Here is a 22,060-nt window from a genome sequence, read left to right as displayed (position 1 = left end):
TTCGGCCAAAGGTGTCAAAGACCCGCTCAAGGTGCGCAGGTCAGTCTTCGAAGCGATTCTCCGGCGCGTGGCAGTAGGGGGCCTTCCCGGTGCGCTCGTAGTAGTCCTGATGAACCGCTTCTGCGGGCCAGAAGAGGCGTGCAGGGGAAACTTCGGTCGTCACCTTGTAACCTCGGGCGCGAAGTGCCTCGCTCAACTCCGCCACGACGGCGGCCTCGGCCTCACTGGTGGCAAAAACCGCGGATCGATACTGGCTCCCGATGTCCGGACCCTGGCGATCGAGTTGCGCAGGATCGTGGATTTCAAAAAACCGTCGGGCCAGTTCGCGAAATGAAACCCGCTCCGGGTCGTAAAAAACGCGGACCGCCTCCGCGTGGCCGGTTTCTCCCGAGCAGACCTGTTTGTAGGTGGGAAATGCCACCCCCCCGCCCATGTATCCGGACTCTACGGAGAGCACGCCATCCATCTGCTGCAGGAAGTGTTCCACGCCCCAGAAGCACCCGCCAGCGAAGTAGGCACTCCTTCGAGAATCCGACTCGAACCCCAATGCCAGCGAGTTCACACAATGGCGGGTATTCTGCTTCGTCATGTGTTCGCCGCGAAAGACATGCCCCAGATGGCCGTCGCAAGCGGCGCATCGAATCTCCGTCCGTCGCCCATCTGAACCCGGGTGCTCCGCGACCGCTCCCGGAAGAGCTTCGTCAAAGCTGGGCCACCCGCTGCCCGAATCGAACTTCGTCCCCGAAGCGAAGAGCGGCGAATCACACCGCGCACAGACGAAAGTGCCGGGATCGTGATGATCCAGAAACTCCCCGCTGAACGCGGGTTCGGTGCCCCCGTCTGCAAGGACGGATCGCTGCGCGTCGGTCAGGGGATTCCAGCCGCCTCGTTCCGCCACTTCCGTCTCTCCTTCTCCCGAATCCGCCAGCGCCGGGGCGACGGCACCGGGCGCCGGAGTGAACATCATCCACGCGAGGAGCGACCCCAACCCCGGGAGGGAGACTCGCACCGTCCGCTTCTCCCCGGATTCAGTAGGTCACGAGGGACTGCACGGGCGCATCCCCCAGCCCGTCCGCTCCCGGGAGGAACGAGAGATGGACGAGGAACGCAAATCCCGCAACCGCGCCGCCCGCTTCACGGATGAGGCGACCCGCAGCCGCGGCTGTTCCGCCCGTCGCCAGCAGGTCATCCACGATGAGGATTCTCCCGCCCTTGGAGACGGCGTCGGCGTGCATCTCCAGCGAGTCCTTTCCGTACTCCAGTTCGTAGGACACCGCGATGGTCTCGGCCGGGAGCTTCCCCGGCTTGCGGAGCGGAATGAAGGGGAGCGCCATCCGGTCTGCAAGAGCGGCTCCGAAAATGAAGCCGCGCGCCTCAATCCCCGCGATGGCATCCAGCTTTTCGCCCGTCCACCGTTCCTGCAGGAGGTCCAGCGACTCCCGGAAGCAGGCCGGGCTCGCCAGAAGTGTGGTGATGTCCTTAAAGCCAATCCCCGGGGTGGGGAAGTCCGGGATTTCGCGAATGGCGGCTCTCAGGCGCTCGGCGGATTCCATGCGAACCTCCGGAAACGCAAACGGGAAATGGTCGGGGTGAGAGGATTCGAACCTCCGGCCTCCTGCTCCCGAAGCAGGCGCGCTAACCGGACTGCGCCACACCCCGACCTACTGCTGATTCTAGTGGTCGATCCCCAGCTTCACGAGGAAGAAACCCCCCACGAGAAGCGCCAGAAACGCGAACGCGAAGAGATCGAAATAGCGTTCAATCTTCTCTCGCACCGCCGGTCCAAACCGACGGATGAGCCACGCCACCAGGAAAAACCTCGCCGATCTCGACAGCACGGACGCCATAAAAAACGGCCCCAGCGGGACCGCGCAGGTTCCCGCCGCAATCGTAAAGACCTTGTACGGAAGGGGCGTGAATCCGGCCGCGAAAATCGCGAGGAAAGTATACTCGCCGAAGTTCTCCTGTAAAGTCAGGAATTGGGTCTCGTAGCCCAACCCGGCGATGATCCGGGCACCGATCGCCTCATACGCACCGTAGCCGATGGCGTACCCAAGGAGTCCGCCCGCCACGGAGAAGACCGACGCCACCAGTGCAAAGCGCAGGGCGCGACGCGGTTCCGACATGGCCAGAGCCATCAGCAGCGGATCGACCGGTATCGGGAAGACGAAAGATTCGGTGGTTGCGTGAACGGCCAGCGCTGGGGTGGCCCAGCGCGTCTCCGCCCAGCCCATCACCCAATCGTAAAGACGACGGACAACGCGGAGCTTCATGGCGCGTCCCATCCTTCCAGACCCAGCAGCGGAACGAAGGCGCAGTCGCAGAGAGTTCGTACCGAAACACGAGAGCCTTTCCTCTCGTGCGCGACGAGGCTCTGGATCTGGCGGTCCCCCACGGGAATCACCAGAATACCACCCTTCGACGAAAGCTGGTCCGTCAGCGAGTCCGGAACGACCGGTGCCCCGGCCGTCACAATGATGCGGTCATAGGGAGCGTGCTCCGGCCATCCGCGGCTTCCGTCGCCGGTCTTCGTGATGACATTTCCGCATCCCAGCTCCGCCAGCACAGCCGCCGCCGACCGGGCCAGTACCGCGTGTCTCTCGATGGTGAACACCCTTGGCGTAAACTCCGCCAGAATCGCTGCCTGGTATCCCGACCCCGTGCCGATCTCCAAGATCTTCTCGCCACCCTTCAGACGGAGGCACGCCGTCATCAGCGCCACCATGTACGGTTGCGAAATAGTCTGGCCTGACCCGATGGGAAGTGCGTGGTCGCCGTAAGCACGACTCCGGAGCGCAGGATCGAGGAATCGGTGGCGGGGTACTTTCTCCATGGCAGCCAGGACGGATTCATCCTCGATTCCCCGCTCCAGCAGCTGTGCACGCACCATTTCGCTGCGTGCGCCGCTCAGATCGTCCCGGCTCGCCGGTGTTCTGCCGTGCGGAATCATTCCTTGCCCCCGCGGGCCGCTTCCGCCTGGATGAGCGCCTCGCGAGCCTCTTCATCCGTCAAGTCCAGATGAAGCGGGGTGATGGAGACCCCACCGGAGTTCACCACCGAGAAGTCCGAGTCCTGCTCTCCAACCCATTCCGGCTCCGCTCCACCGATCCAGAAGTACTTCCGGCCACGAGGATCCAACTTCTCGATGATCTCGTCCGAGTAGGCTCTCGTCCCAAGGCGGGTGATCCGTCCGCGACCCCAATCATCGGCTGAACCCGGCGGGAAGTTCACATTCAGAAGCGGCGGTCTCCCTCCGACTCCGGCGGGAAGCCGCCCCACAAGATCCGCCACAAAGCGCGCCGCCGCTTTGTAGTCCCCGTGTTCGCGGTCCTTCATGGATGCGGCGACCGCAGGGATCCCGAGAATGGCTCCTTCAAACGCTGCGGCAACCGTCCCCGAGTAGGTGACATCCTCGCCCATATTCGGGCCGTGGTTGATCCCCGAGACGATCAGATCCGGGTCCCCGCGCAGTACTCCGTGCCGACCCACAAGAACGCAATCCGTCGGCGTTCCATCCACCGTATAGACGCCGTCTTCGACCTCGTGAATGCGCAGCGGTCTGTCGAGGGTGATCGAGTGACTGGACGCGCTCTGCTCGCGATCCGGAGCCACAATGGTGAGATCATGACCCGCATCGCGAAGCGCCTCCCCGAGGATGCGAATGCCGCGGGCCAGAATGCCGTCATCGTTGGTCAGGAGAATTCTCAATGGACCCCCGGAACTTCCCGGCGGTGCCGGAGAGGAAGTGTCTCGTCATACCGCAGGATAATGGTCGGGGCGACTGGATTTGAACCAGCGACCTCGTGCACCCCAAGCACGCGCGCTAACCGGGCTGCGCCACGCCCCGACCCACGAAAGAGGCGGAAGCGAACTTACTGCCCGAACGGATGCTGTTCAAGCGCAAACCACGCCGATTCGAAGGCGGCCCGGCCGACCGGCGGGAGTGTGCTTCCACACGACAGGCCACGCGGGCTCATCAGCAGGCGCCGGGGAACACTAGGGGGACAGGGTCTCCAGAATATCCTCAAGACCTTTCCGGATCGCGGTCAGCCCCTGCTTCCTTCGGGAGTCCGTAAAGGGAATCTCGATCTGATCGAGATCCTTCGCACGCTTCTCCCTCATCTTCCTGCGCGCGCCCTTGATGGTATACCCGTCTTCGTGCAGGAGCCGGCGAATCAGGAGAACCTGCTGGACATCTCGATCGCGGTAGGTGCGGTTCCCGGCGCGGTTCTTGCGGGGAGCAAGCCCGGGGAACTCCGTCTCCCAGTATCGCAGAACATGCGGCTTCACCGATGCCATCTCGGCCACCTCGGTGATGGAGTAGTAGATCTTCCCCGTGCGTCCGGCCATGGCATCCACCTCCGATCCCGCGGATACTAAGCTGCCGCCCCACCCGGGCGCCAGTGGGAAAAGTGGTTTGCCTGCCTCAACCCGCCTCGGCTCTCGGGTCCCGGCTCATCAGTTCGTCCAGTGCTGCACGGGGATCCTTCCCGGCAAAGAGGATTTCCGACACGGCCTTTGTGATCGGCAGTTCCACTCCCGCGTTCACGGCAATCTCCACGGCAGAGCGGGTCGTTCCGACCCCTTCGGAGACCATGCCGATTTCCCGGGCCGCATCCTCTACGCCAGCGCCCTTCCCCACGAGTTCGCCCAGATGACGATTCCGGCTGTGGCGACTCATGCAGGTCGTTACCAGATCTCCAATCCCGGCCAACCCGAAGAAGGTGGCCTCCTCCGCACCCAGCGCAGCTCCGAGGCGCGACATTTCTGCCAGGCCCCGGGTGAGGAGTGCGCCCTTGGTGTTGTCGCCGAAACCGAGTCCGTCACAGATCCCGGCAGCAATCGCGATCACATTCTTCAGCGACGCGGCGGTCTCCACTCCGACGAGATCTCCGTTCGTGTAGACCCGGAAGGCCTGCGAATGAAAGAGCTGCTGGAAGGTTGTCTGCGTATCCGCGCGCAGAGACGCGACCACCACCGTCGTGGGAATCCCCCGGCCCACCTCTTCCGCATGGCTCGGTCCGGCAAGAACCGCCACTCCCGCACTCCCCGGAAGTTCTTCCGCCAGAACTTCCGACATACGCTTCCGCGAATCCGGCTCGTAGCCCTTGGCCGCACAGATCGCCGAACCGGGAGCGCAGCACGCCACCGCGTCGGCCAGGACTCCGCGGACGGAGCCGGTTGGAACGGCCAGTACCCACTCGGACGCCTCGGCGGCCCGGGCGATCTCTGCCGTGACCTCCAGCTCCGCGGGGAGTTCCACGCCCGGCAGGTACGCCGCATTGCAGTGTTCCCGCGAGATCCTCTCCGCCGCATCCGCCCGACGCGCCCAGAGCACGGTCGGCACCCCATTCCCCGCGAGAACCGCAGCCAGCGCCGTTCCCCAGCTTCCCGCGCCGAAGACGCTCACGCTCATGAGCCGTCCCCTTTTCGACGGCGGAAGCTCACGCGGTTCTCTGTCCCGGTTGCCAGGCGACGCACATTCTCCCGATGCCGCACAATCACCAGCGCCGCCACGGCCAGCCCACCGGCCATCACGGGAGCCGCCGCACCCAGGCGAATAATCGAAGCCGCCAGCACCACCGCCGCCACCATCGAAGCCACCGAGACATACCGGGAAAGCAGCACCACCACCACGAACGCGCCGGTCGCAATCCCCGTCGCGACAGGCGCCAGTCCGAGGAATGCTCCCCCGGCGGTCGCGACCCCCTTCCCGCCACGGAAGCGCGCGAAGACCGGCCAGACATGACCCGCCACGGCGGCCGCCGCGCAAAGCACACGCGTGTCCGGGGCGACACCACCCTCCACCACGGCGGGAATCAGGGTCGTCGCCACCACACCCTTCAGCACATCCAGCCCGAGGACCGGGATACCGACGCCCGGCCCGAGAATGCGGATGGCGTTGGTGGCGCCCAGGTTTCCGCTGCCGTGCTCGCGGAGATTCACGCCACGCAGTCGCCCCGCAAGATCGGAGAATGGAATCGACCCCACGAGATACGCCAGAAGCATCAAGAGCCCCTTCATCGATCCCGCTCCCTGCTCTTTCGCTGGCGAAGGACGACCTCCACCGGGACCCCCGTGAACCCGAGATCCTTCTTCAGGCGGTTTTCCAGGAATCGGTGGTAATGCCCCTCCAGGTTCTTCGGGCGATTCACGAACACCACGAACTGCGGAGGGGAAGCCCCGACCTGGGTCGCGTAGAGAATGCGGGTCGTGCGTGACGACCGCCCCGAGGGAGGGGGATTCTCCGCAACGAGTCTCTCGATCACCCGGTTGACCTCCGCCGTCGGAATCCGGCGAGCTCTCAGTGCCGCCAGCCGCGCCACCTCCGGCAGCAGTCGATCCACGCGGCGTCCCGTCAGCGCGGAAGAGTGAATGAGTGGCGCGTCCTCCAGAAACGGGAAGTGCCAGGCGACGCGCTCCGCGAATCGTTCTGCCACATGGTGATCCTTCTCCACGGCATCCCATTTGTTCATCACCAGCACGATGCCCTTCCGCCGCGAAATGGCCTCTCCCACGATCTTCACATCCTGATCGGTGATCCCCTCGGTGGCGTCGAAGAGCACAGCGGCGACATCGCAGCGTTCGAGGGCACGCATTGCGCGAAGCGCGGACCAGTACTCCACGCCGCGCGAGATTCGGCCACGCCGTCGAAGCCCCGCCGTATCGATGATGCGAAAGCGCGTGCCGTCTCTCTCGACAATCGTGTCGATGGCGTCTCGCGTCGTCCCGGCGACTTCGCTCACAATCATCTTGCGCGTCCCCACCAGTGAGTTCACCAGGGAAGACTTGCCCACATTGGGACGACCGACGACTGCCAGCGCCACCTCTCCCGGGATCGCCTCCGGGGACGGCTCCTCCGGGGGAAGATGCGCCACCACCCGGTCCAGGAAGTCTCCGATTCCGCGCCCGGCCATCGCGGAGATGGGTACGATTTCGCCCACCCCTCCTACATCAATCGATGCCACATCCCAGGCGGCCTCCCCGTCGTCCGCCTTGTTCGCCGCCACCAGCACGCGCCGCCCCGTCCTTCGCAGCAGGCGAAAAGCCTCTTCGTCCTCTGCCGTCGCTCCCACCCGGGCGTCCAGCACGAACACCACCAGGTCCGCCTCTTCGATGGCCAGTTCCACCTGTTCCTGGATGGCCGGGTCCATGCCCAGGCCGTCTTCGAAAGTCATGCCGCCGGTATCGACCAGCCAGAACCCACGCCCGCCCCACTCCGCAGGCGCGTAGTTTCGATCTCGGGTGACGCCGGGTTGGTCGTCGACCACCGCCAGCCGACTCTTCACGATGCGGTTGAAGAGCGTAGACTTGCCCACATTCGGCAAACCGACGATGGCCACCACGGGAAGGCGGTCAGACGCGCTCCCGTGCGAGATGCCCTCGCTCAATCCTCCCGCAGCGAACTCCTCGGTCACGACCGGTCTCCCTTCGTTGTGGACCATCCCCGCAGACGATACCATGTCGAGACGCGGTCCGTCCCCGCCCGGAGAATGTACCCACGACGGATCCTCTCTCATTCACGAGAGTTCCCCCTGACAGCGCCGGGTGCACACGAGCAGGAAGGGGATGGAGCGGGCAACGGGATTTGAACCCGCGACTTTCAGCTTGGGAAGCTGACACTCTACCAACTGAGTTATGCCCGCATCCGGGGATGCACCCTAACATTCCGCGCCCTGTCGCGGTCAAGGCGATTCCATTGCGTGACGGATTCCCGCCGCCACGGTCGCGGCGGCAGTCGCCAGGTCCGCGTCCGATCGAATGCGAATCCGGCAAACACCCTCCACTCCGCGAAACCAGGTTCGCTGCCGCTTTGCGAACCTCCGTGTCTGCATGATGATGCGATCTCGCGTCTCCTTTCGCGAAACCTTTCCGGCCGCAAGCAGCGCCACCTCCGCATAGCCCAGCGCACGGAAGGCGGGTGCCTGCTCGGAGAGTCCCTCCTCCAGCAAGCAGCGAACCTCCTCCTCCCACCCCGCGTCCAGCATCCGGTCCACACGCCGGGCGATTCGCGCCGAAAGCGCGTCCGAGTCCCATTCCAGTCCGTACCTCACCGGCCGCCAGCGCGCGGGAGCCTCGCGATGCCGACGGTGATGCTCCGAAAGAGTGACCCCCGTCAGTTCCAGCACTTCGATGGCGCGGATCACCCGCACCCGATCCGCGGGGGCCAGGCGCGCTGCCGTCTCGGGGTCCGCATCCGCGAGGCGTCGATGAAGCCTCTCCTCCCCGTCCGCATCCGCCTCCTGATTCAACCGGGCTCGCAGCCCAGGATCCGCCGACGGCCCTTCGAAGAGCCCGCCCTCCGCCGCGCGCAGATAGAGCCCGCTTCCACCCACCAGAAAGCCCACGCACCCGCGCCCGATGATCTCGTGAAGGGCCGCCGCCGCTTCCCGCCCAAAACGCGCGGCTGTGTAAGTCTCCTCCGGGTCGACGACATCCACCAGGTGATGCGGGGCCGCCGCGCGCTCCTCCAGAGTGGGCTTGGCGGTCCCCGCGTCCAACCTGCGGTACACTTGTCGTGAATCCGCCGACACGATCTCCAGGCCCAGTTCGACCGCCACCTTCACCGCGACACCGCTCTTGCCGGAAGCCGTCGGACCGGCGAGACTCGGAAGAAGAGGGAGCTTGCTGTTCTCGGACAAGGGGGTCTCCCGCAATCGGGGGTGGACCGGTCTCCGCTATCGGCCGGTGGCACCCGAAGGCTAGCTTGGCGTCCCCTTGGACTCCAGACATAACGAAGCGGCGAAGACCTCTCGATCACCTCGTTCCCGGGAGCCGAAATGACACGCCTCACGCGCCTGTGCCCGGCTCTTCTGACCCTCCCGCTGCTCCTTGCGCACGCCGATGCCCCGGCGGCCGAGTGTGTCGACCATCAGGGATTCCTTCATTGGAAGGGAACGGTGGACACCCCCGGCAGCGCAAGGGACGCCGCACTGTCCGGAGACTGGGCCTTTGTCGCCGATGGCGACTCCGGGCTCCGGGTGATCGACCTCTCCGATCGAACCGCACCGATGGAGGTGCACTCGGTGGATACACCCGGCTCCGCGGAGGCGGTGGCTCTTTCCGGGAACCACGCCTTTGTCGCGGCGTCGGGGACACTACGCATCATCCGCATCGCGAACCCTTCCATCGCCTGGACTGAAGCCACGCTCACCCTTCCCGGGCCTGTGCGCGGCGTCGCTCTCGACGGATCGACGGTGGTGCTCGCGGCTTCCTACCAGGGTCTTCATGTCGTCGATGTGACCGATCCGGGCACGCCGGCACTCCTCCTGTCGCTCTCCACCAGCGGGAATGCCACGGGCGTGGATGCCGGGAGCGGACTGGCCGTGATTGCCGACGAGACTCAGCTGGTCGTGGTGGACATCTCGTCCCCCGCTTCTTCGTTCATCACGGACACAGTCGGGATGCCCGGAACCGCCACCGGCGTTTCGCTCCGCCACCCGTACGCCTATGTCGCCACGGGTTCCGCGGGCCTCACCGTGGTGGATGTCACGAACCCGTCCCTTGCGACGATCTCGGACATTCTCGCCACCCCCGGAGTGGCACGAGGCGTCACTCTCCTCGGTGACCTCGCGGCGGTCGCGGACTACGACGGAGGCTTCGCCGCCTTCGACCTGTCGCAACCGGCCCATCCCGTCTTTCTCGGATCGCTGGACACCTCCGGATTGGCCGTGGGGGCCGGAAGCTGGGGCGGTACCGTCGTGATGGCCGACGGCGCATCCGGACTCCACGCATTCCACGCGGCGGATCCGTGGCTTCTTCCGCCGCTGGGAAGCACGCCTCTCCCCGGGATCGCGCGGTCCGTCATCGCCACGGCCGACGGCCAGCATGCGCTGGTCGCCAACGGACTCAGCGGCCTTACCGTCGTCGACATCGCGGATCCCGCCACACCGACGGCGCTCGGAACCACCGACACCCCCGGAGAGGCGAATGCCGCGGCGCTCGCCCACCCGGTTGTGTGGATCGCCGATGGCCCCGGCGGACTGCGCGGATACGACATCACCAGCCCGGGGATGCCGGTCCCCGCCGGAACCATCGCGCTGTCCGGAGAGGCCCACTCCGTGGCCGTCTCCGGAACTCTTGCCGCCGTGGCTGCCGCGGACCCCAGCGGATTCCAGGGTGTCCACCTGCTGGACCTGTCCAATGCGAACTCTCCGACCGTCCATTCCAGCCTTCCACTCGACGGCTACCCGACCGGCGTTGCGCTGAGCGCGGACCTGGCTCTGGTCGCAGCCTATTCGGCCGGGCTTCATGTGGTCCGCGTCGCGACCCCCTCCGCGCCGGTCCTCCTGGGTACGGTGGACACTCCCGGATACGCGACCGCCGTGGCGGTACATGACTCGACCGCATTCGTTGCCGACGCCGGCGGCGGGCTGCAAGTCGTGGACATCTCCAACCCGAGTGCGCCACTCCTTGTCGCTTCCCGCGCCACGCCGGGGCTTGCGGTCGGTGTGCATGTGGCGGGCGCACATCTCTATCTCGCGGACGGAGACGCCGGGGTTCATATCTTCGACATCACGAATCCGGCTGCCCCCCGGGTTCTCGGAAGCGCGGCGACCGGTTCGTCTGTTTCTTCCGTGGTCGTCACGCAGGATGTCGCCATCTCCTCCTCCACCGACACCCTCTTCGCCACACCCCTTCAATGCATCGACACCACTCCGCTCTTCCTCCGCGCATTCAAACTGGAGGCCGCTCCCGGCGTGGTGACCGCCACCTGGCATGTGGCCGACTCCGCCGATCCTTCCGACTTCCGCCTGCTCGCCGGGCATCCTTCCGCCATGCGGGTTGTCCCCGGCGTGGAACAGTTCCTGCCCGGTCGTTTTCGTGCGGTGGATCGCGATGAGGAACTCGCGGCCGGCACGACCATGCCCTACTCGCTGGAGTACCGCGCCGGAGGAGTGTGGTCGCGCCTTGCCACGGCTTCCACCGCCGTCCCCGCAATCGCGCCCGCCCTCCTGCTGCACCCGCCGTATCCCAACCCGGCTTCCGCGCAGATCACGCTCTCCTTCGATCTTGCGCGGGAAACACACGCCCGGCTCTCCATCGTGAACACCGCCGGGCGAATCGTCGCACGACCGTGGGCAGGGCTTTCCGGCCCCGGAACTGTTTCTGTGGAATGGGACGGACGCGACGACTCGGGGAAACGCGTCGCCTCTGGGGTCTACCTCCTTCAGATCCGTTCCCCCGGTGGCAGCGCGGCCAGAAGCGTCATTCTCACGAGGTAAGAGGCGACCCGCTCCCCGGGAATCCCAGAGAAGCCGGGGGAGGACAGTCACCTATCTGACATGGGTGCGTTGGGTTGCGCCTGCTGGCTCAAGTTCTTTCGAAGCGATCGTCCAGTTCTTCCTTCCGAACCTCCAGATAGATCGGACGGCCGTGGGGGCAAAGACGGGGGACATCCGTCGCCGCCAGCCGCTTCAGCAGGTAGTCGATCTCTTCCGCATGGAGCCGTTGGCCGAACTTCACCGCCCCTTTGCACGAATACGACTTCGCAAGGGCATCGCGGAATCGCGCAGCCCCCGCCCGCGCCAGTTCCGCGGAACCAAACAGTTCCGCGAGAAACTCACCGCCTCCCCATTGCGAGAGACTTCCGGGGATCCCATCCACCAACAGGCTCGTGGGGCCGCCGGGGCGCGCATCAAACCCCATCCCGGAAAGAACCGCCGCTGCGTCCTCCGGATTCTGTCCCGGCGCCAGGTCCACGACATACGGCTCCAGAAGCCCCTGCACCGGAACGCCCCCCTCCGACGAGGCCAGAAGGCGTATCTCGTCATAGAGGACCCGTTCGTGCGCGGCGTGCTGATCCACGATCAGGAGCCGGGCTCCGTCCTCCACGACCAGATACGCGCCCCACACTTCTCCCACTGCGCGAAGTGTCCGCCCCGCCTCCCGGGGTTCCGTGCCCGACTCCGCAGGAGCCGGGCGTGCCGCCGTAGCCGCCGCGCTTCTTCCGGCAAGCGGCAGCGATCCCTGCCTCGTGTCCTGCGCTGGCGGATCCCCCCTTGCGGACACTTTCCACGAGAGGGCCCCTTCCCTGCCCATGCGGTCAAAGCGCACACCGAAGACCGCCTCTGCCACCGCTCCCCGCACTGCCGAGAACACGCGGTCTTTCGCGGTGAAGCGCACCTCCCGCTTCGTCGGGTGGACATTCACATCCACGCGAGACGGGTCCGTTCGAATGTGCAGCGCGAAGAGCGGGTGTTTCCCTCCTGGTACGGCGCCTCCGATTCCGGAAACGACCGCATGCGCCAGAGAGGCATCGGAGACCACACGCCCGTTCACCAGAAGCACCTGATGCCCCGGACGCGTTCTGGAGAAGTCCGACGCCGACACGAGGCCGGTCACCTCGATCCCGTCCGCGCCCCCCTTCACCTCCACCATCCGTGCCGTCGCCTCCTTCCCCAGAATCTGCGCGGCCCGAGCCCGGAAGGGTGCGTCCACGGCGATGTCCAGCACTTCGCGTCCATCGCGTGTCACTGCAAATCCCACGCCCGGAGCGGCGAGCGCAAGCTCCCCGATGCTGCGTACCAGCACGCGGCCTTCCGTCGCCGGAGTACGCAAGAACTTCCGCCGGGCCGGTGTGTTGTAGAACAGCCCGGTCACCTCCAGCGTCGTGCCTCGCGCTCTCCCCGCCGGAGTCTCCTCCAGCACGCGGCCGCCCTCAATCCGGATGCGTCCCCCGGCTGCGTCTCCCCCCGTGCTGGTCACCAGTTCCACCCGGGCCACCGCTGCGATGGACGCCAGCGCCTCCCCCCGGAAACCGAGGGTGCCCACCGTGCCGAGATCCTCTGCCGAGGTGATCTTGCTCGTGGCATGGCGCTCGAAGGCCAGCCGGAGTTCATCCGCCGGAATCCCGCACCCGTCATCCGATACGCGAACGCGATCCAGCCCGCCCCCGTCAATCGTGATCTCCACGCGGGTCGCCCCCGCATCGATGGCGTTCTCCACGAGTTCCTTCGCCAGAGATGCCGGTCGCTCCACCACTTCTCCGGCAGCGATCCGATTCGAAACGAGCGGCCCCAGTGCGACGATCGGCTTCATGATGTGTTCTCCGAGTCATTGCCCGTCGTGCGGCGCTTCCACTCCGCCAGGACCGCCAGCGCCTCCATCGGAGTCAGCTCCTCCGGGTGGAGCGTCGCCAGTTCCGAAAGAACGGCGGCCGCCGCGCTGGAGAAAAGGTCCAGCTGACTGCCCCGCGCCTCCGCATCCCGCTGGCGCCCCTCAAAGAAGGTCCCCTCCTCCAGTCCGCCCAGGATGCTCCGCGCACGAGTTGTGATCTCCGCCGGAAGCCCCGCGAGTCGCGCCACCTGAATACCGAAACTCCGATCCGCTCCCCCTTCCACCACCTTGCGAAGGAAGACGATCTCCTCCTTCCATTCGTGAACGGTCACACGGAGATTCCGTGCACGGGGAAGGCGCTCCGCCAGTTCCGTCAGCTCGTGGTAGTGCGTTGCGAAGAGAGTTCGCGCGCACCGCTCTGCCGAGTCATGAAGGAACTCCGTCACCGCCCACGCGATGGCCAGGCCGTCCCAGGTGGAAGTCCCGCGGCCTACCTCGTCCAGCAACACGAGACTTCGCGGAGTCGCCGACGAGAGAATCCGTGACACCTCCACCATCTCCACCATGAAGGTGGAGCGTCCCGCAGCCACATGATCCGAAGCTCCGACCCGCGTGAACACCCGGTCCACGACGCCAATCTGCGCGGCCTCCGCCGGCACGAAACTGCCCGTCTGTGCGAGGATGACGATGAGTGCCACCTGTCGAAGAAAGGTGGACTTCCCCGCCATGTTCGGCCCCGTGATCAGGAGTATCTGCCGCCCGTCCGCCTCACCGTCCAGCACACTGTCGTTCGGCACGAAGGACTGGGTGGGCAGCATCTGTTCGACCACCGGATGTCGGCCCTGGCGGATCTCGATTCGCGACGAGTCATCCACGCAGGGGCAGATCCACTTTCCGCGACGCGCCACTTCCGCAAACGACAGCAGCGTGTCCACCGCGGCCAGTCCCCGGGCGCACTCGCGAATCCTCGGGCAGGACCGTGCAATGCGCTCGCGCAGTTCGCGAAACATCTCGTACTCCATCCCGCGACCCCGCTCCTCCGCGCCGAGGATCTCGGCCTCCCGCTCCTTCAGTTCCGGCGTGATGTAGCGCTCCGCATTCACCAGCGTCTGCCGCCGCTCGTACCGATCCGGCACGAGCTCCCGATTCGTCTTGCTCACTTCAATGTAGTATCCGAAGACTCGGTTGTATCCGATCTTCAGCTTGGCAATCCCGGTGGTCTCCCGCTCCCGCGACTGCAACTGCGCGATCCACCCCTTCCCGTCCCGCTGAAGCGACCGCACGCGATCCAGTTCCGCGTCGAACCCGTCCCGAAAGAGGCCGCCGTCCTTCAGCGACAAGGGCGGATCCTCCGCGATGGCGGCGTCGATCGAATCCACCTCCGGCGAAAAGTCCCCGATGCGCGCCGCCAGATCCGCGAAGATCCCGGCCTCCGCGCCCTGAAGGAGTTCGCGCAAGCGCGGCATGGCCGCCAGCGAATCGCACAGCCCGCGCAGATCCCGCGCGTGCCCTCGACCGGCGGCGATGCGCATCGACAGTCGTTCCAGATCGCCGACTCCGCGCAGCACTTCCGCCACAGCATCCCGGAAGCCCCCATCGGAGACGAAAGCCGACACGCCCCCCTGCCGCGCCGCAATGCCATCCACCGAGAGAAGCGGGCGGGCGAGCCATTTCCGGAGAAGCCGCCCGCCCATGGGGGTGCGCGTCCGGTCCACCACGGACAGCAGCGTCCCGTCCGTTCCATCCCCTTGAAGAGGGCGCAGGATCTCCAGGTTTCGCAGGCTGATCTCGTCCAGCACAAGGACGCCTTCCCCTTCGTCCAGTTCCAGCGCGGCCAGCTCGGAGCGCTCCGCCTTCTTCAGGCTCTCCAGATACCCCAGGAGGCCCGCTGCCGCGGTCCATGCCAGGGGATGGAACCGCGCCCCTCCTTCGCCCGATGCGCAACCCGGTCCGTCGGACACCACGCGGACCGCATCCTCCGGATAGGGGAAGTCGCCCAGAGGAACTCGCTCTACCGGCACTCCCCCGGGAAGTGCCGCACGGAGGATGTCGTCGCCGGGTCCATCGGGCATCAGGATCTCCGACGGGGCAATCCGCACCAGCTCATCCGCAAGCCGGATCGCCGCCACCTCGGTCGCCGCGAACTCGCCCGTGGAGAGGTCGCACCGGGCCACCCCATACCGCCCCGCGTCGGCGTCCGGGAATACCGCAGCCAGGTAGCGACTCTCACATTCCTCCAGAAGGCCCGGCATGGTGGCCGTTCCCGCAGACACCACTTCCACGACTTCGCGCCGAACCAGCCCCTTGGCCTCGGCGGCGTCCTCCACCTGATCGCACACGGCGACGCGAAGCCCGGCAGTCACCAGCCTGGACACGGATGCCTCCAACGACCGAAGCGGGACTCCTGCCAGCGGTACGCCTTCGCCCTTCTCCGTACCCCGCGTGGTCAGCGCAATGCCCAGCACGCGTGAGAAGGTCTCCGCGTCTTCATAGAAGGTCTCCCAGAAGTCGCCCATCCGAAACAGAAGTACGGAATCCGGGTGGGCCTCTTTTGCGCCCAGGTACTGCCGCATGAGCGGGGTCAGCCCCGGATCCGTGGGCGAAGGCCGCCTCGCCGTCTTCGGCACCGGATGGGAAGGCGCGCTGCTCACGGTGCCGCCGGGGACACGGTCGGGGCCAGCCCCCCCAGCATCCGGATGGAGTCCGCGGCTGCCAGGGCATCTTCGCGGCTCGGGAACGGGCCCACGAAAACGCGGTGCACCGGACCTCGCGACCCCTGTCCCGGCTCGACCCGGACCTCGCCGAGTCCCAGTCCCAAGAGAGCCTGCCGCAAGGACACGACATTGCGGGGATCCGCCAGCGCCGCCACTTGAACCTGATGGGGAACGCCTGCGCGGTCTCCCGTCTCTTCATCCTCCGGGGGCTTCGTCTCGAACGGTCGAGCCAGGTCCCCTCGGATCATGGTGGCCTCCGGCGAGGCGGGATAGTTTCGTTCGATCTCCGCGGCCAGCGTCCGGGCATCTCTCTCCCGCCCAAGCAGACGCAAGCACTCCACACGCTGACGCGCGGCCGCACTGGCGCGCGGATCGTGGGGATAGTCCCCCTCAAAACGATCAAACCGCCGCTGCGCCTCCACGAGGTTGCCGAGATGAAACGAGGCAAACGCCCGCCCGAAGCGCGCAGAGGCCATTTCCGCCGGTTGGCTCGCGGCGTCCTCCGCCTGCTCGAAAGCCTCCGCGGCACGCCCCGCTTCATTGGCTCCGAGCAGCGCGCGCCCCTTCCACAGGAACGCCTCACCCCGATCGACGAGCCCGGCGGGTTCTCCGGCCAGAAGGGCAAACTCGGCCGCCGCCGCCACATAAAGCCCGGCGGAGTACGCGTGAATCCCCTTCATCCGCCGAGCCCGGATGGCGGTGGCGCGATCCGGATCCCCGTTCAGCACGAGATCCCAGAATGCCAGTGCCTTGGCGGGATCTTCCTCGGTCAGCGCGAGAAGCTCCGCGCCGCGGGCTGTCTCCGCCAGTTCCGGGTAGGCCGTGAGTTCGGATCGAAGGAGTTGCCCGGCGTCGCCCGTACGGCCGTCGGCCCAGGCTTCTTCGGCTTCTTCCAGGTCCGCGCGCACTCCTCCCGCAACCAACGCGGCGGCCAGCGCCCCGGCCAGCACGGCGTGGCCCCGTCGCTTCACCGCGAAGTCTCCGTCAGGGAGCTTATGTCTGTCTCGGAGGCACCATCGGCCTCCTTGGACTCCCCGACGATTCCCCCGACGCGAGGCACGGCACTTGCAATCCGTTCATCGAGAAGCTCTCCCGCCTCCGCCACGCGATCCATCTGCAGAAGGAGACCGACCTCCAGATCCGCGAGCCGGTCGGACTCCGGATGTTCATCGCGCCCGCGATGCACTTCCGCCAGGGCGCCATCCAGTTCTCCCTTCCGCCGGAGGAAAAGGGCCAGTCCAAAGGAGCCCGCTTCGTGGCCGGGACACGCTTCCAGAACCCGACGGTAGGAGCGTTCCATCTCTCCGAAACTCCCGTCAAGGAAGCGGACTCTCTCCAGATGGGGGAACAGATCACTGGCGCCTACCGGGTCTGCGGCAAGGGCGCCCTCCCACGATTCGATCGCCGCCCCCAGCTTCCCCTGCGCCTCCTCCACGAAGCCCTGAACTCGCCCGACCAGCGCACACGACGCGTCGATCTTCCGCGCCTCTTTCAGCGTTCGGGCCGCCCCGTCGAGATCCCCGTCCTCCAGGAGCCGCTCTGCCTGCGAAGCGCGGTATGCCGCGAGTTCCGCTGGTCCGAGATCCTCCGAGAGACGCGCAAGATCCCGGGTCGCCTTGAAGGCTCCATCGAACTCCCCCGCCTCTTCGCGGGTGTACGCGAGAACGCGAAGCTCCTCCTTCGGGTTCGACGCAAGGCGGACCGCCTCCGCAGCCGCTTCCGTGGCTGCCTTTGCTCGCCCGAGGTCCAGCAGGTCCAGCGCGAGCGATCGCTGCACGCGAGCTCGCACCGTCCGCGACAGGCCGCGCCGCGTGGTCAGCTCGCGGTGAACCTGGAAAGCCCGCCGCGCATCCCCGCGCTGTCGGAACAGCTCTCCCAGCCGAAGGTAGGCATCGACGCCACCGGAACCTTCACGGGCGGCTTCGCGAAACTGCGTGAGCGCCGTCTCGTCGTCCCCGTCCGCCAGTGCTCGCAAGGCCAGAATATACGGCGGGGTTCGGTCCGCCCGGTTTCGCCGGAACGCAGACCAGCTCTTCGCGCCGATGAATGCCACGATCCCAAGAGCCACCGCCAGTCCGACCCAGAGCATCACGACGGCGTCCCTCCCTCTGAGCTGTCGTCTACCGGATCTTCCAGCGGAAGATTGCGCAGACTGGTGAGCTCATCCTGCACGCGCCCGCGCGAACGCTTCAGACTTCGAAGTGCCGCGCCGAGTTCCATGATCCGAAGAACGGACACCGCGTACCCGACGACCATCCCGATCACGAACACGCAGAACAGCGCCCACGCCAGCGGAGCCGCCTGCACGCTGGTGAAGAGAAGGTCCAGATCCACCTGCTGCTCCGCGGAGTTGTTCAAGGCGGTGAACCCGAACCAGACCACCAGCAGGACCAGCAGGAGCCCCGCGCGGATTCCACTCAGAAATCTCATCATGCCCCCGTTCCAACCGGGATGCCCCGGTATGTCGCGCCCGATAGCCCCGTCAGCCGAGCCGTCACGAGATCTCCCGCACGGCCTGACCCCCGTGGCAACACCACCATGAACCCGTTTCGCGTTCTCCCCATCGGCTCTTCCCGATCCCGCCGACTGGGCCCTTCGACCAGAACCTCCATCTCCCTCCCGAGATTCTCCTGGAGGATCTCTTCACCGATCCCCCGCTGGAGTTCGATGAGTTCCGTCAGGCGAGCCGCCTTCACTTCCTCCGGCAGGTCGTCGGGCAGGCGCGTCGCGGGCGTCCCCTCCCGCGGAGAATAACGGTACATGTACGCTTCCGAAAAGCGAACCCTCTTCACAAGATCCAGAGTCTCCTGAAAATCTTCGTCCGTCTCCCCCGGAAACCCCACGATCAGATCCGTCACGAACTGAACATCCGGGATCCACTCCCGGGCCCGATCCACCTGGCGAAGATACCACTCTGCGCTGTGGCGGCGCTTCATCCGTCGCAGAACGGTGTCCGAGCCGCTCTGGACCGGGAAATGGAGATATTCGCAGACCGATGGGCACTCTGCAACGGCCCGGAGGACATCGTCCGTCATATCTCGCGGATAGGACGAGGTGAAACGAATCCTCGCCAGCCCCTCCACCGCGTCCAGTCGGCGGAGAAGTTCCGCGAAGTCCACCTGGCCGTCACGATACGAGTTCACATTCTGACCCAGCAGTGTGATCCGCCGAACACCCAGATCCACCTGCCTGCGCGCTTCGTCGACGACCTCGCGCCAGGCCTTTGATCGTTCCCGGCCCCTCGTGTAGGGAACTATGCAGAAAGTGCAGAACTTGTCGCACCCCTGCTGGATGGTCAGATGGGCGCAGACTGACGACTGCGGCCGCGCGGCACCCTTCACCGCATAGGTGTGTTCCGCGTCAGGCGTCGTCTCAACCACGGGGGAGTCCGGAACGCCGCGGAAAGTGTCGATCAGGCGAGGAAGATCCCGGTAGGAGTCCGTCCCCGCAATCAGATCCACCTGCGGCGACCTCTCCCGGAGCTTCCCGCCCAGCCGCTGGGCCATGCAGCCGACCACGCCGATCATCACGCCCGGGCGGCGCGCCTTCAGCGGGGCGAGGTTCCCCAGTCGTCCGCGAACACGATCCTCCGCCCCGTCTCGGACGGAGCAGGTATTCACGAGGAGGACATCCGCGTCGGCCGGATCCTCCACGGGCGCATACCCCTCCGCAATGAGACGCTCGGCGATGAACTCGGAGTCGTACTCGTTCATCTGGCACCCGAAGGTCGACAGGTGGAAGGTCGGGCGATTCTCCCGCGCAAGCCCCGTTGCCGGACGCCCCGGCCCTCCCAGCGGCCACTTCATTCCCGCTCCAGACGCCGGCCGAGGACTCCGTCGTCGGTCAGCGATTCAAGACGCACCGGCTCCACGCTCGCTCGCTTCTCACCCGGACCCAGATCCACGCGGATGTAGTTGTCCGTGAGGCCGCTGAGGAGTGGCGAACCGTTTCGGCTTCCCTCTTCGATCAAGACCGGCATGGTACTCCCCAGATGCCGCTGCCGGAACTCCCGCGACTTCCGCGCTGAGAGCCGCTTCAGTGCACGGGTGCGCCGCTTCTTCTCATCCGCGGGAACATCGTCGCCCAGTGGCTCCGCATGGGATCCCGGTCGAACGGAGTAGGGGAATGCGTGGAGATAGGTGAATGGCAGTGCCTCCAGAAGATCGAAGGTCTTGCGAAAGTCCGCTTCCGTCTCTCCGGGGAAACCGCAGATGACATCCGTCCCCAGGCCACAATCGGGGATGCGGGAACTCAATGCCTCGATCCGTTCCACGAAGGTGCCAATCCGGTAGCTTCGTCCCATTCGCCGCAGCACCTCCTCGCTCCCGCTCTGCATGGGCACATGCAGGTGCCGGCAGAAGCGTTCATCCTCCGCGACGAGATCCAGGATTCCGTCGCTCAGCGTGGTGGGTTGGATGGAGCTCAGGCGAAGGCGTTCCAGCCCGGGCACCGCGAGAACCCCCCGCATCAGCGATTCCAGACCGCGCTCCGCGTCCGGCAGGTCCAGACCGAAGTCGCCCACATGCACGCCCGTGATCACGATCTCCGTGTAGCCGTTCGCGACAAGATCTTCGACCTGCGTCCACACACTCTCCGGGCGGCGGCTTCGCGAAGTCCCCCGTGTGGAAGGGATGATGCAGAACGAGCAGGATTCGTTGCACCCCTCCTGAACCTTCACGAAGGCGCGGGAGTGCCCCATCATCTCCGTGATCGGGACATCCACGAAGGTACGGGCTTCGGAAATGGGGGACACCGCCAGACGCACCTGACCCGGAACCGTATGCCCCAGTTCTTCCGCGACGCGCTCCCGATCCGCGGCCCCCAACACCAGGGACACGCCATCCAGTTCGCCCAGTTCCTTCGGCGCGCGCTGCGCATAACACCCGGTCGCCAGAATCCGCGCGTGAGGGCGCTCACGGTGAATCCGGCGGATTGCGCTTCGGGCACGCGAGTCCGCCCGCGCGGTGACGCTGCAGGTGTTTACGATATACACATCCGCCTCCTCCCGGAACGCGACCGTCCGCCAGTCGCCTTCTTCTTCCAGAAGGGTCCGCATGGTCTCGGTATCGTACTGGTTCAGCTTGCACCCGAATGTGCAAAACGCGACGCGCTTCAAGGAACGGTCCTCCGACGATGGGTGCGGATGCGCGAACTGCCGGGGGAATACTCCGCCTAGAAGGCTACTCCGCCGCTCACCCTGTGCGTATCCTCGAGGTCTGCGTGCCCCCGGAAGGCGTAGTCGAAGGAAAGGCGTCGGAATCGGAGCCCGGTGCCCGCCGTGAAGCGACCCTCCTCCGAACCCACCCGAAGAGCCACGGTATCCCGGAAGAGGTACTCCAGCCCCGCGCGGAGATCTCCTGAAAAGATGCTGAACGCAACGGTGGCCTGGTCCTTGCGCTTCTCGAAACGGAAGTCCACATCGCAGACCGCCGTGATGGACCCGCGAAGCCGGGGCAGTTCCCGCGTCCAGGCTGTCCCGAGCTTGAGCGTGGGGCTGATGTACTCCCGTGATTCGCTGGGTGTGCCGCTCCAGTCGAGGAAGGTGGTGGTGATGTCCTGCATATTCAGGCCGACCACCCATCCCGGACGAAGCTCATAAAGCGCCCCGACATCCAGTCCCATGCCCCAGGCCGCGTAGGAACCCACTGCCTTGCGGACGAACTTCACACTGGCGCCCACGGAGAGTTCCGGTCGGAACACCTGCGTTCTTCCGTACGAGAGGAAGAGGCCCGTCTCGCGATCCGTCACTTCCTGTGCGGTGGCGTTCAACAGGTCCAGATCCAGGCGTTCGCCCGGGTCCAGCTGCCCGTTGCCCTGGGTTCCATCCGTATCGATGGTATCGAAGTCACCGTCCGCGCCACTCTCGATGTACTTGAGAATGTCCGGATCCGTCGTGTTGAAGACGATGCCCGGCACGGACACCATCAGGAACCCGATTCCGAAGGCGCTCCGACCGCCATCCTCCCGCTCCCGAGGCTTGAGCACCAGCGCGCCGCAGTCGTAGTTCACGAGATCCCGGAACCGCTCCGAGTGCATGTAAACCAGTTGTCTTCCTTCGTTGCGTGGAAGAGCCGCCGGATTCCAGTACGCGGCGGTGGCGTCGTCGACGAGTCCTACGAATGCGCCGCCCATCCCCAGCGGCCTGGCACCGATCCCGGTCGAAAGGAATTCACCCGCATACGGCGTGGCAAAAGCCGAACCGCCCGTCCACAGAGCGAGAAGAACTCCCGCCCCCAGGGCCATGGATCTTGGAAGGGTCATCCGCGAGGTCTCCCGGAGGCTCGTGG

The 22,060-nt window shown here is 66.0% G+C and carries 19 protein-coding genes and 3 tRNA genes; 1 reads left to right on the top strand and 21 read right to left on the bottom strand.

Annotated elements, in window-relative coordinates; all coding sequences use genetic code 11:
* Positions 1-40 precede the first annotated feature (40 nt).
* The 13 genes from QF819_01600 to miaA all read right to left on the bottom strand — a co-directional run bounded on the left by QF819_01600 (position 41) and on the right by miaA (position 8,642).
* Positions 41-1,009, bottom strand: a complete 969-nt coding sequence (locus QF819_01600; GenBank protein MDP6801859.1) for a bifunctional methionine sulfoxide reductase B/A protein — start codon at positions 1,007-1,009, stop codon at positions 41-43.
* Between the two features lie 19 nt (positions 1,010-1,028).
* Positions 1,029-1,553, bottom strand: a complete 525-nt coding sequence (locus QF819_01595; protein MDP6801858.1) for an adenine phosphoribosyltransferase — start codon at positions 1,551-1,553, stop codon at positions 1,029-1,031.
* A gap of 28 nt (positions 1,554-1,581) precedes the next feature.
* Positions 1,582-1,659: transfer RNA gene (locus QF819_01590), tRNA-Pro, on the bottom strand.
* A 14-nt stretch (positions 1,660-1,673) separates the two neighbouring features.
* On the bottom strand, positions 1,674-2,273 hold the full coding sequence (locus tag QF819_01585) for a YqaA family protein (GenBank protein MDP6801857.1): 600 nt from the start codon (positions 2,271-2,273) through the stop codon (positions 1,674-1,676).
* Entirely contained in the window at positions 2,270-2,950 is a 681-nt protein-coding gene (locus QF819_01580) for a protein-L-isoaspartate(D-aspartate) O-methyltransferase (GenBank protein ID MDP6801856.1), read from the bottom strand. The genes QF819_01585 and QF819_01580 overlap by 4 nt, the downstream gene beginning before the upstream one ends.
* Complete coding sequence (gene surE / locus QF819_01575) at positions 2,947-3,708, bottom strand: 5'/3'-nucleotidase SurE (protein ID MDP6801855.1); 762 nt, start codon at positions 3,706-3,708, stop codon at positions 2,947-2,949. Before surE ends, QF819_01580 begins: the two co-directional genes overlap by 4 nt.
* A gap of 61 nt (positions 3,709-3,769) precedes the next feature.
* Positions 3,770-3,847, bottom strand: a tRNA-Pro gene (locus QF819_01570).
* A 149-nt stretch (positions 3,848-3,996) separates the two neighbouring features.
* Positions 3,997-4,350 carry a MerR family transcriptional regulator gene (locus QF819_01565; GenBank protein MDP6801854.1) on the bottom strand — a complete coding sequence of 118 codons (354 nt, stop codon included), beginning with the start codon at positions 4,348-4,350 and terminating at the stop codon, positions 3,997-3,999.
* A 76-nt stretch (positions 4,351-4,426) separates the two neighbouring features.
* Positions 4,427-5,416 (bottom strand): NAD(P)H-dependent glycerol-3-phosphate dehydrogenase, encoded by a 990-nt coding sequence (locus QF819_01560; GenBank protein MDP6801853.1) that lies wholly within the window; start codon positions 5,414-5,416, stop codon positions 4,427-4,429.
* Complete coding sequence (gene plsY, locus QF819_01555; GenBank protein ID MDP6801852.1) at positions 5,413-6,024, bottom strand: glycerol-3-phosphate 1-O-acyltransferase PlsY; 612 nt, start codon at positions 6,022-6,024, stop codon at positions 5,413-5,415. The genes QF819_01560 and plsY overlap by 4 nt, the downstream gene beginning before the upstream one ends.
* Positions 6,021-7,463 (bottom strand): ribosome biogenesis GTPase Der, encoded by a 1,443-nt coding sequence (gene der / locus QF819_01550; GenBank protein MDP6801851.1) that lies wholly within the window; start codon positions 7,461-7,463, stop codon positions 6,021-6,023. Before der ends, plsY begins: the two co-directional genes overlap by 4 nt.
* A 107-nt stretch (positions 7,464-7,570) precedes the next feature.
* Positions 7,571-7,646, bottom strand: a tRNA-Gly gene (locus QF819_01545).
* Between the two features lie 39 nt (positions 7,647-7,685).
* Positions 7,686-8,642 (bottom strand): tRNA (adenosine(37)-N6)-dimethylallyltransferase MiaA, encoded by a 957-nt coding sequence (miaA, locus tag QF819_01540; protein ID MDP6801850.1) that lies wholly within the window; start codon positions 8,640-8,642, stop codon positions 7,686-7,688.
* A gap of 138 nt (positions 8,643-8,780) precedes the next feature.
* On the opposite strand from miaA, the gene QF819_01535 reads away from it, so the two are divergent.
* On the top strand, positions 8,781-11,225 hold the full coding sequence (locus QF819_01535) for a FlgD immunoglobulin-like domain containing protein (GenBank protein ID MDP6801849.1): 2,445 nt from the start codon (positions 8,781-8,783) through the stop codon (positions 11,223-11,225).
* An 88-nt stretch (positions 11,226-11,313) separates the two neighbouring features.
* Here the strand turns inward: QF819_01535 and mutL are convergent, their stop codons facing one another.
* Genes mutL through QF819_01495 form a run of 8 tightly spaced genes read right to left on the bottom strand, consistent with a single transcriptional unit; the run spans position 11,314 to position 22,034 of the window.
* Positions 11,314-13,041 carry a DNA mismatch repair endonuclease MutL gene (gene mutL, locus QF819_01530; GenBank protein ID MDP6801848.1) on the bottom strand — a complete coding sequence of 576 codons (1,728 nt, stop codon included), beginning with the start codon at positions 13,039-13,041 and terminating at the stop codon, positions 11,314-11,316.
* Entirely contained in the window at positions 13,038-15,710 is a 2,673-nt protein-coding gene (gene mutS / locus QF819_01525; protein ID MDP6801847.1) for a DNA mismatch repair protein MutS, read from the bottom strand. Before mutS ends, mutL begins: the two co-directional genes overlap by 4 nt.
* Positions 15,707-16,744: an SPOR domain-containing protein gene (locus QF819_01520; protein ID MDP6801846.1), complete on the bottom strand. Its 1,038-nt coding sequence runs from the start codon at positions 16,742-16,744 to the stop codon at positions 15,707-15,709. The genes mutS and QF819_01520 overlap by 4 nt, the downstream gene beginning before the upstream one ends.
* Positions 16,741-17,865, bottom strand: a complete 1,125-nt coding sequence (locus tag QF819_01515; protein ID MDP6801845.1) for a hypothetical protein — start codon at positions 17,863-17,865, stop codon at positions 16,741-16,743. Before QF819_01515 ends, QF819_01520 begins: the two co-directional genes overlap by 4 nt.
* Positions 17,862-18,206, bottom strand: coding sequence for a LapA family protein (locus tag QF819_01510; protein MDP6801844.1), 345 nt, complete (start codon positions 18,204-18,206; stop codon positions 17,862-17,864). Before QF819_01510 ends, QF819_01515 begins: the two co-directional genes overlap by 4 nt.
* Positions 18,203-19,579: a tRNA (N6-isopentenyl adenosine(37)-C2)-methylthiotransferase MiaB gene (gene miaB / locus QF819_01505; protein ID MDP6801843.1), complete on the bottom strand. Its 1,377-nt coding sequence runs from the start codon at positions 19,577-19,579 to the stop codon at positions 18,203-18,205. The genes QF819_01510 and miaB overlap by 4 nt, the downstream gene beginning before the upstream one ends.
* Positions 19,576-20,889 carry a tRNA (N(6)-L-threonylcarbamoyladenosine(37)-C(2))-methylthiotransferase MtaB gene (gene mtaB / locus QF819_01500; protein ID MDP6801842.1) on the bottom strand — a complete coding sequence of 438 codons (1,314 nt, stop codon included), beginning with the start codon at positions 20,887-20,889 and terminating at the stop codon, positions 19,576-19,578. Before mtaB ends, miaB begins: the two co-directional genes overlap by 4 nt.
* 56 nt (positions 20,890-20,945) lie before the next feature.
* Positions 20,946-22,034 carry a hypothetical protein gene (locus QF819_01495; protein MDP6801841.1) on the bottom strand — a complete coding sequence of 363 codons (1,089 nt, stop codon included), beginning with the start codon at positions 22,032-22,034 and terminating at the stop codon, positions 20,946-20,948.
* Positions 22,035-22,060: the final 26 nt, after the last annotated feature.

The sequence above is a fragment of the Gemmatimonadota bacterium genome, assembly GCA_030747075.1.
Taxonomy (GTDB): domain Bacteria; phylum ARS69; class ARS69; order ARS69; family ARS69; genus ARS69.
This window is presented reverse-complemented; position numbering and strand designations above follow the sequence as displayed.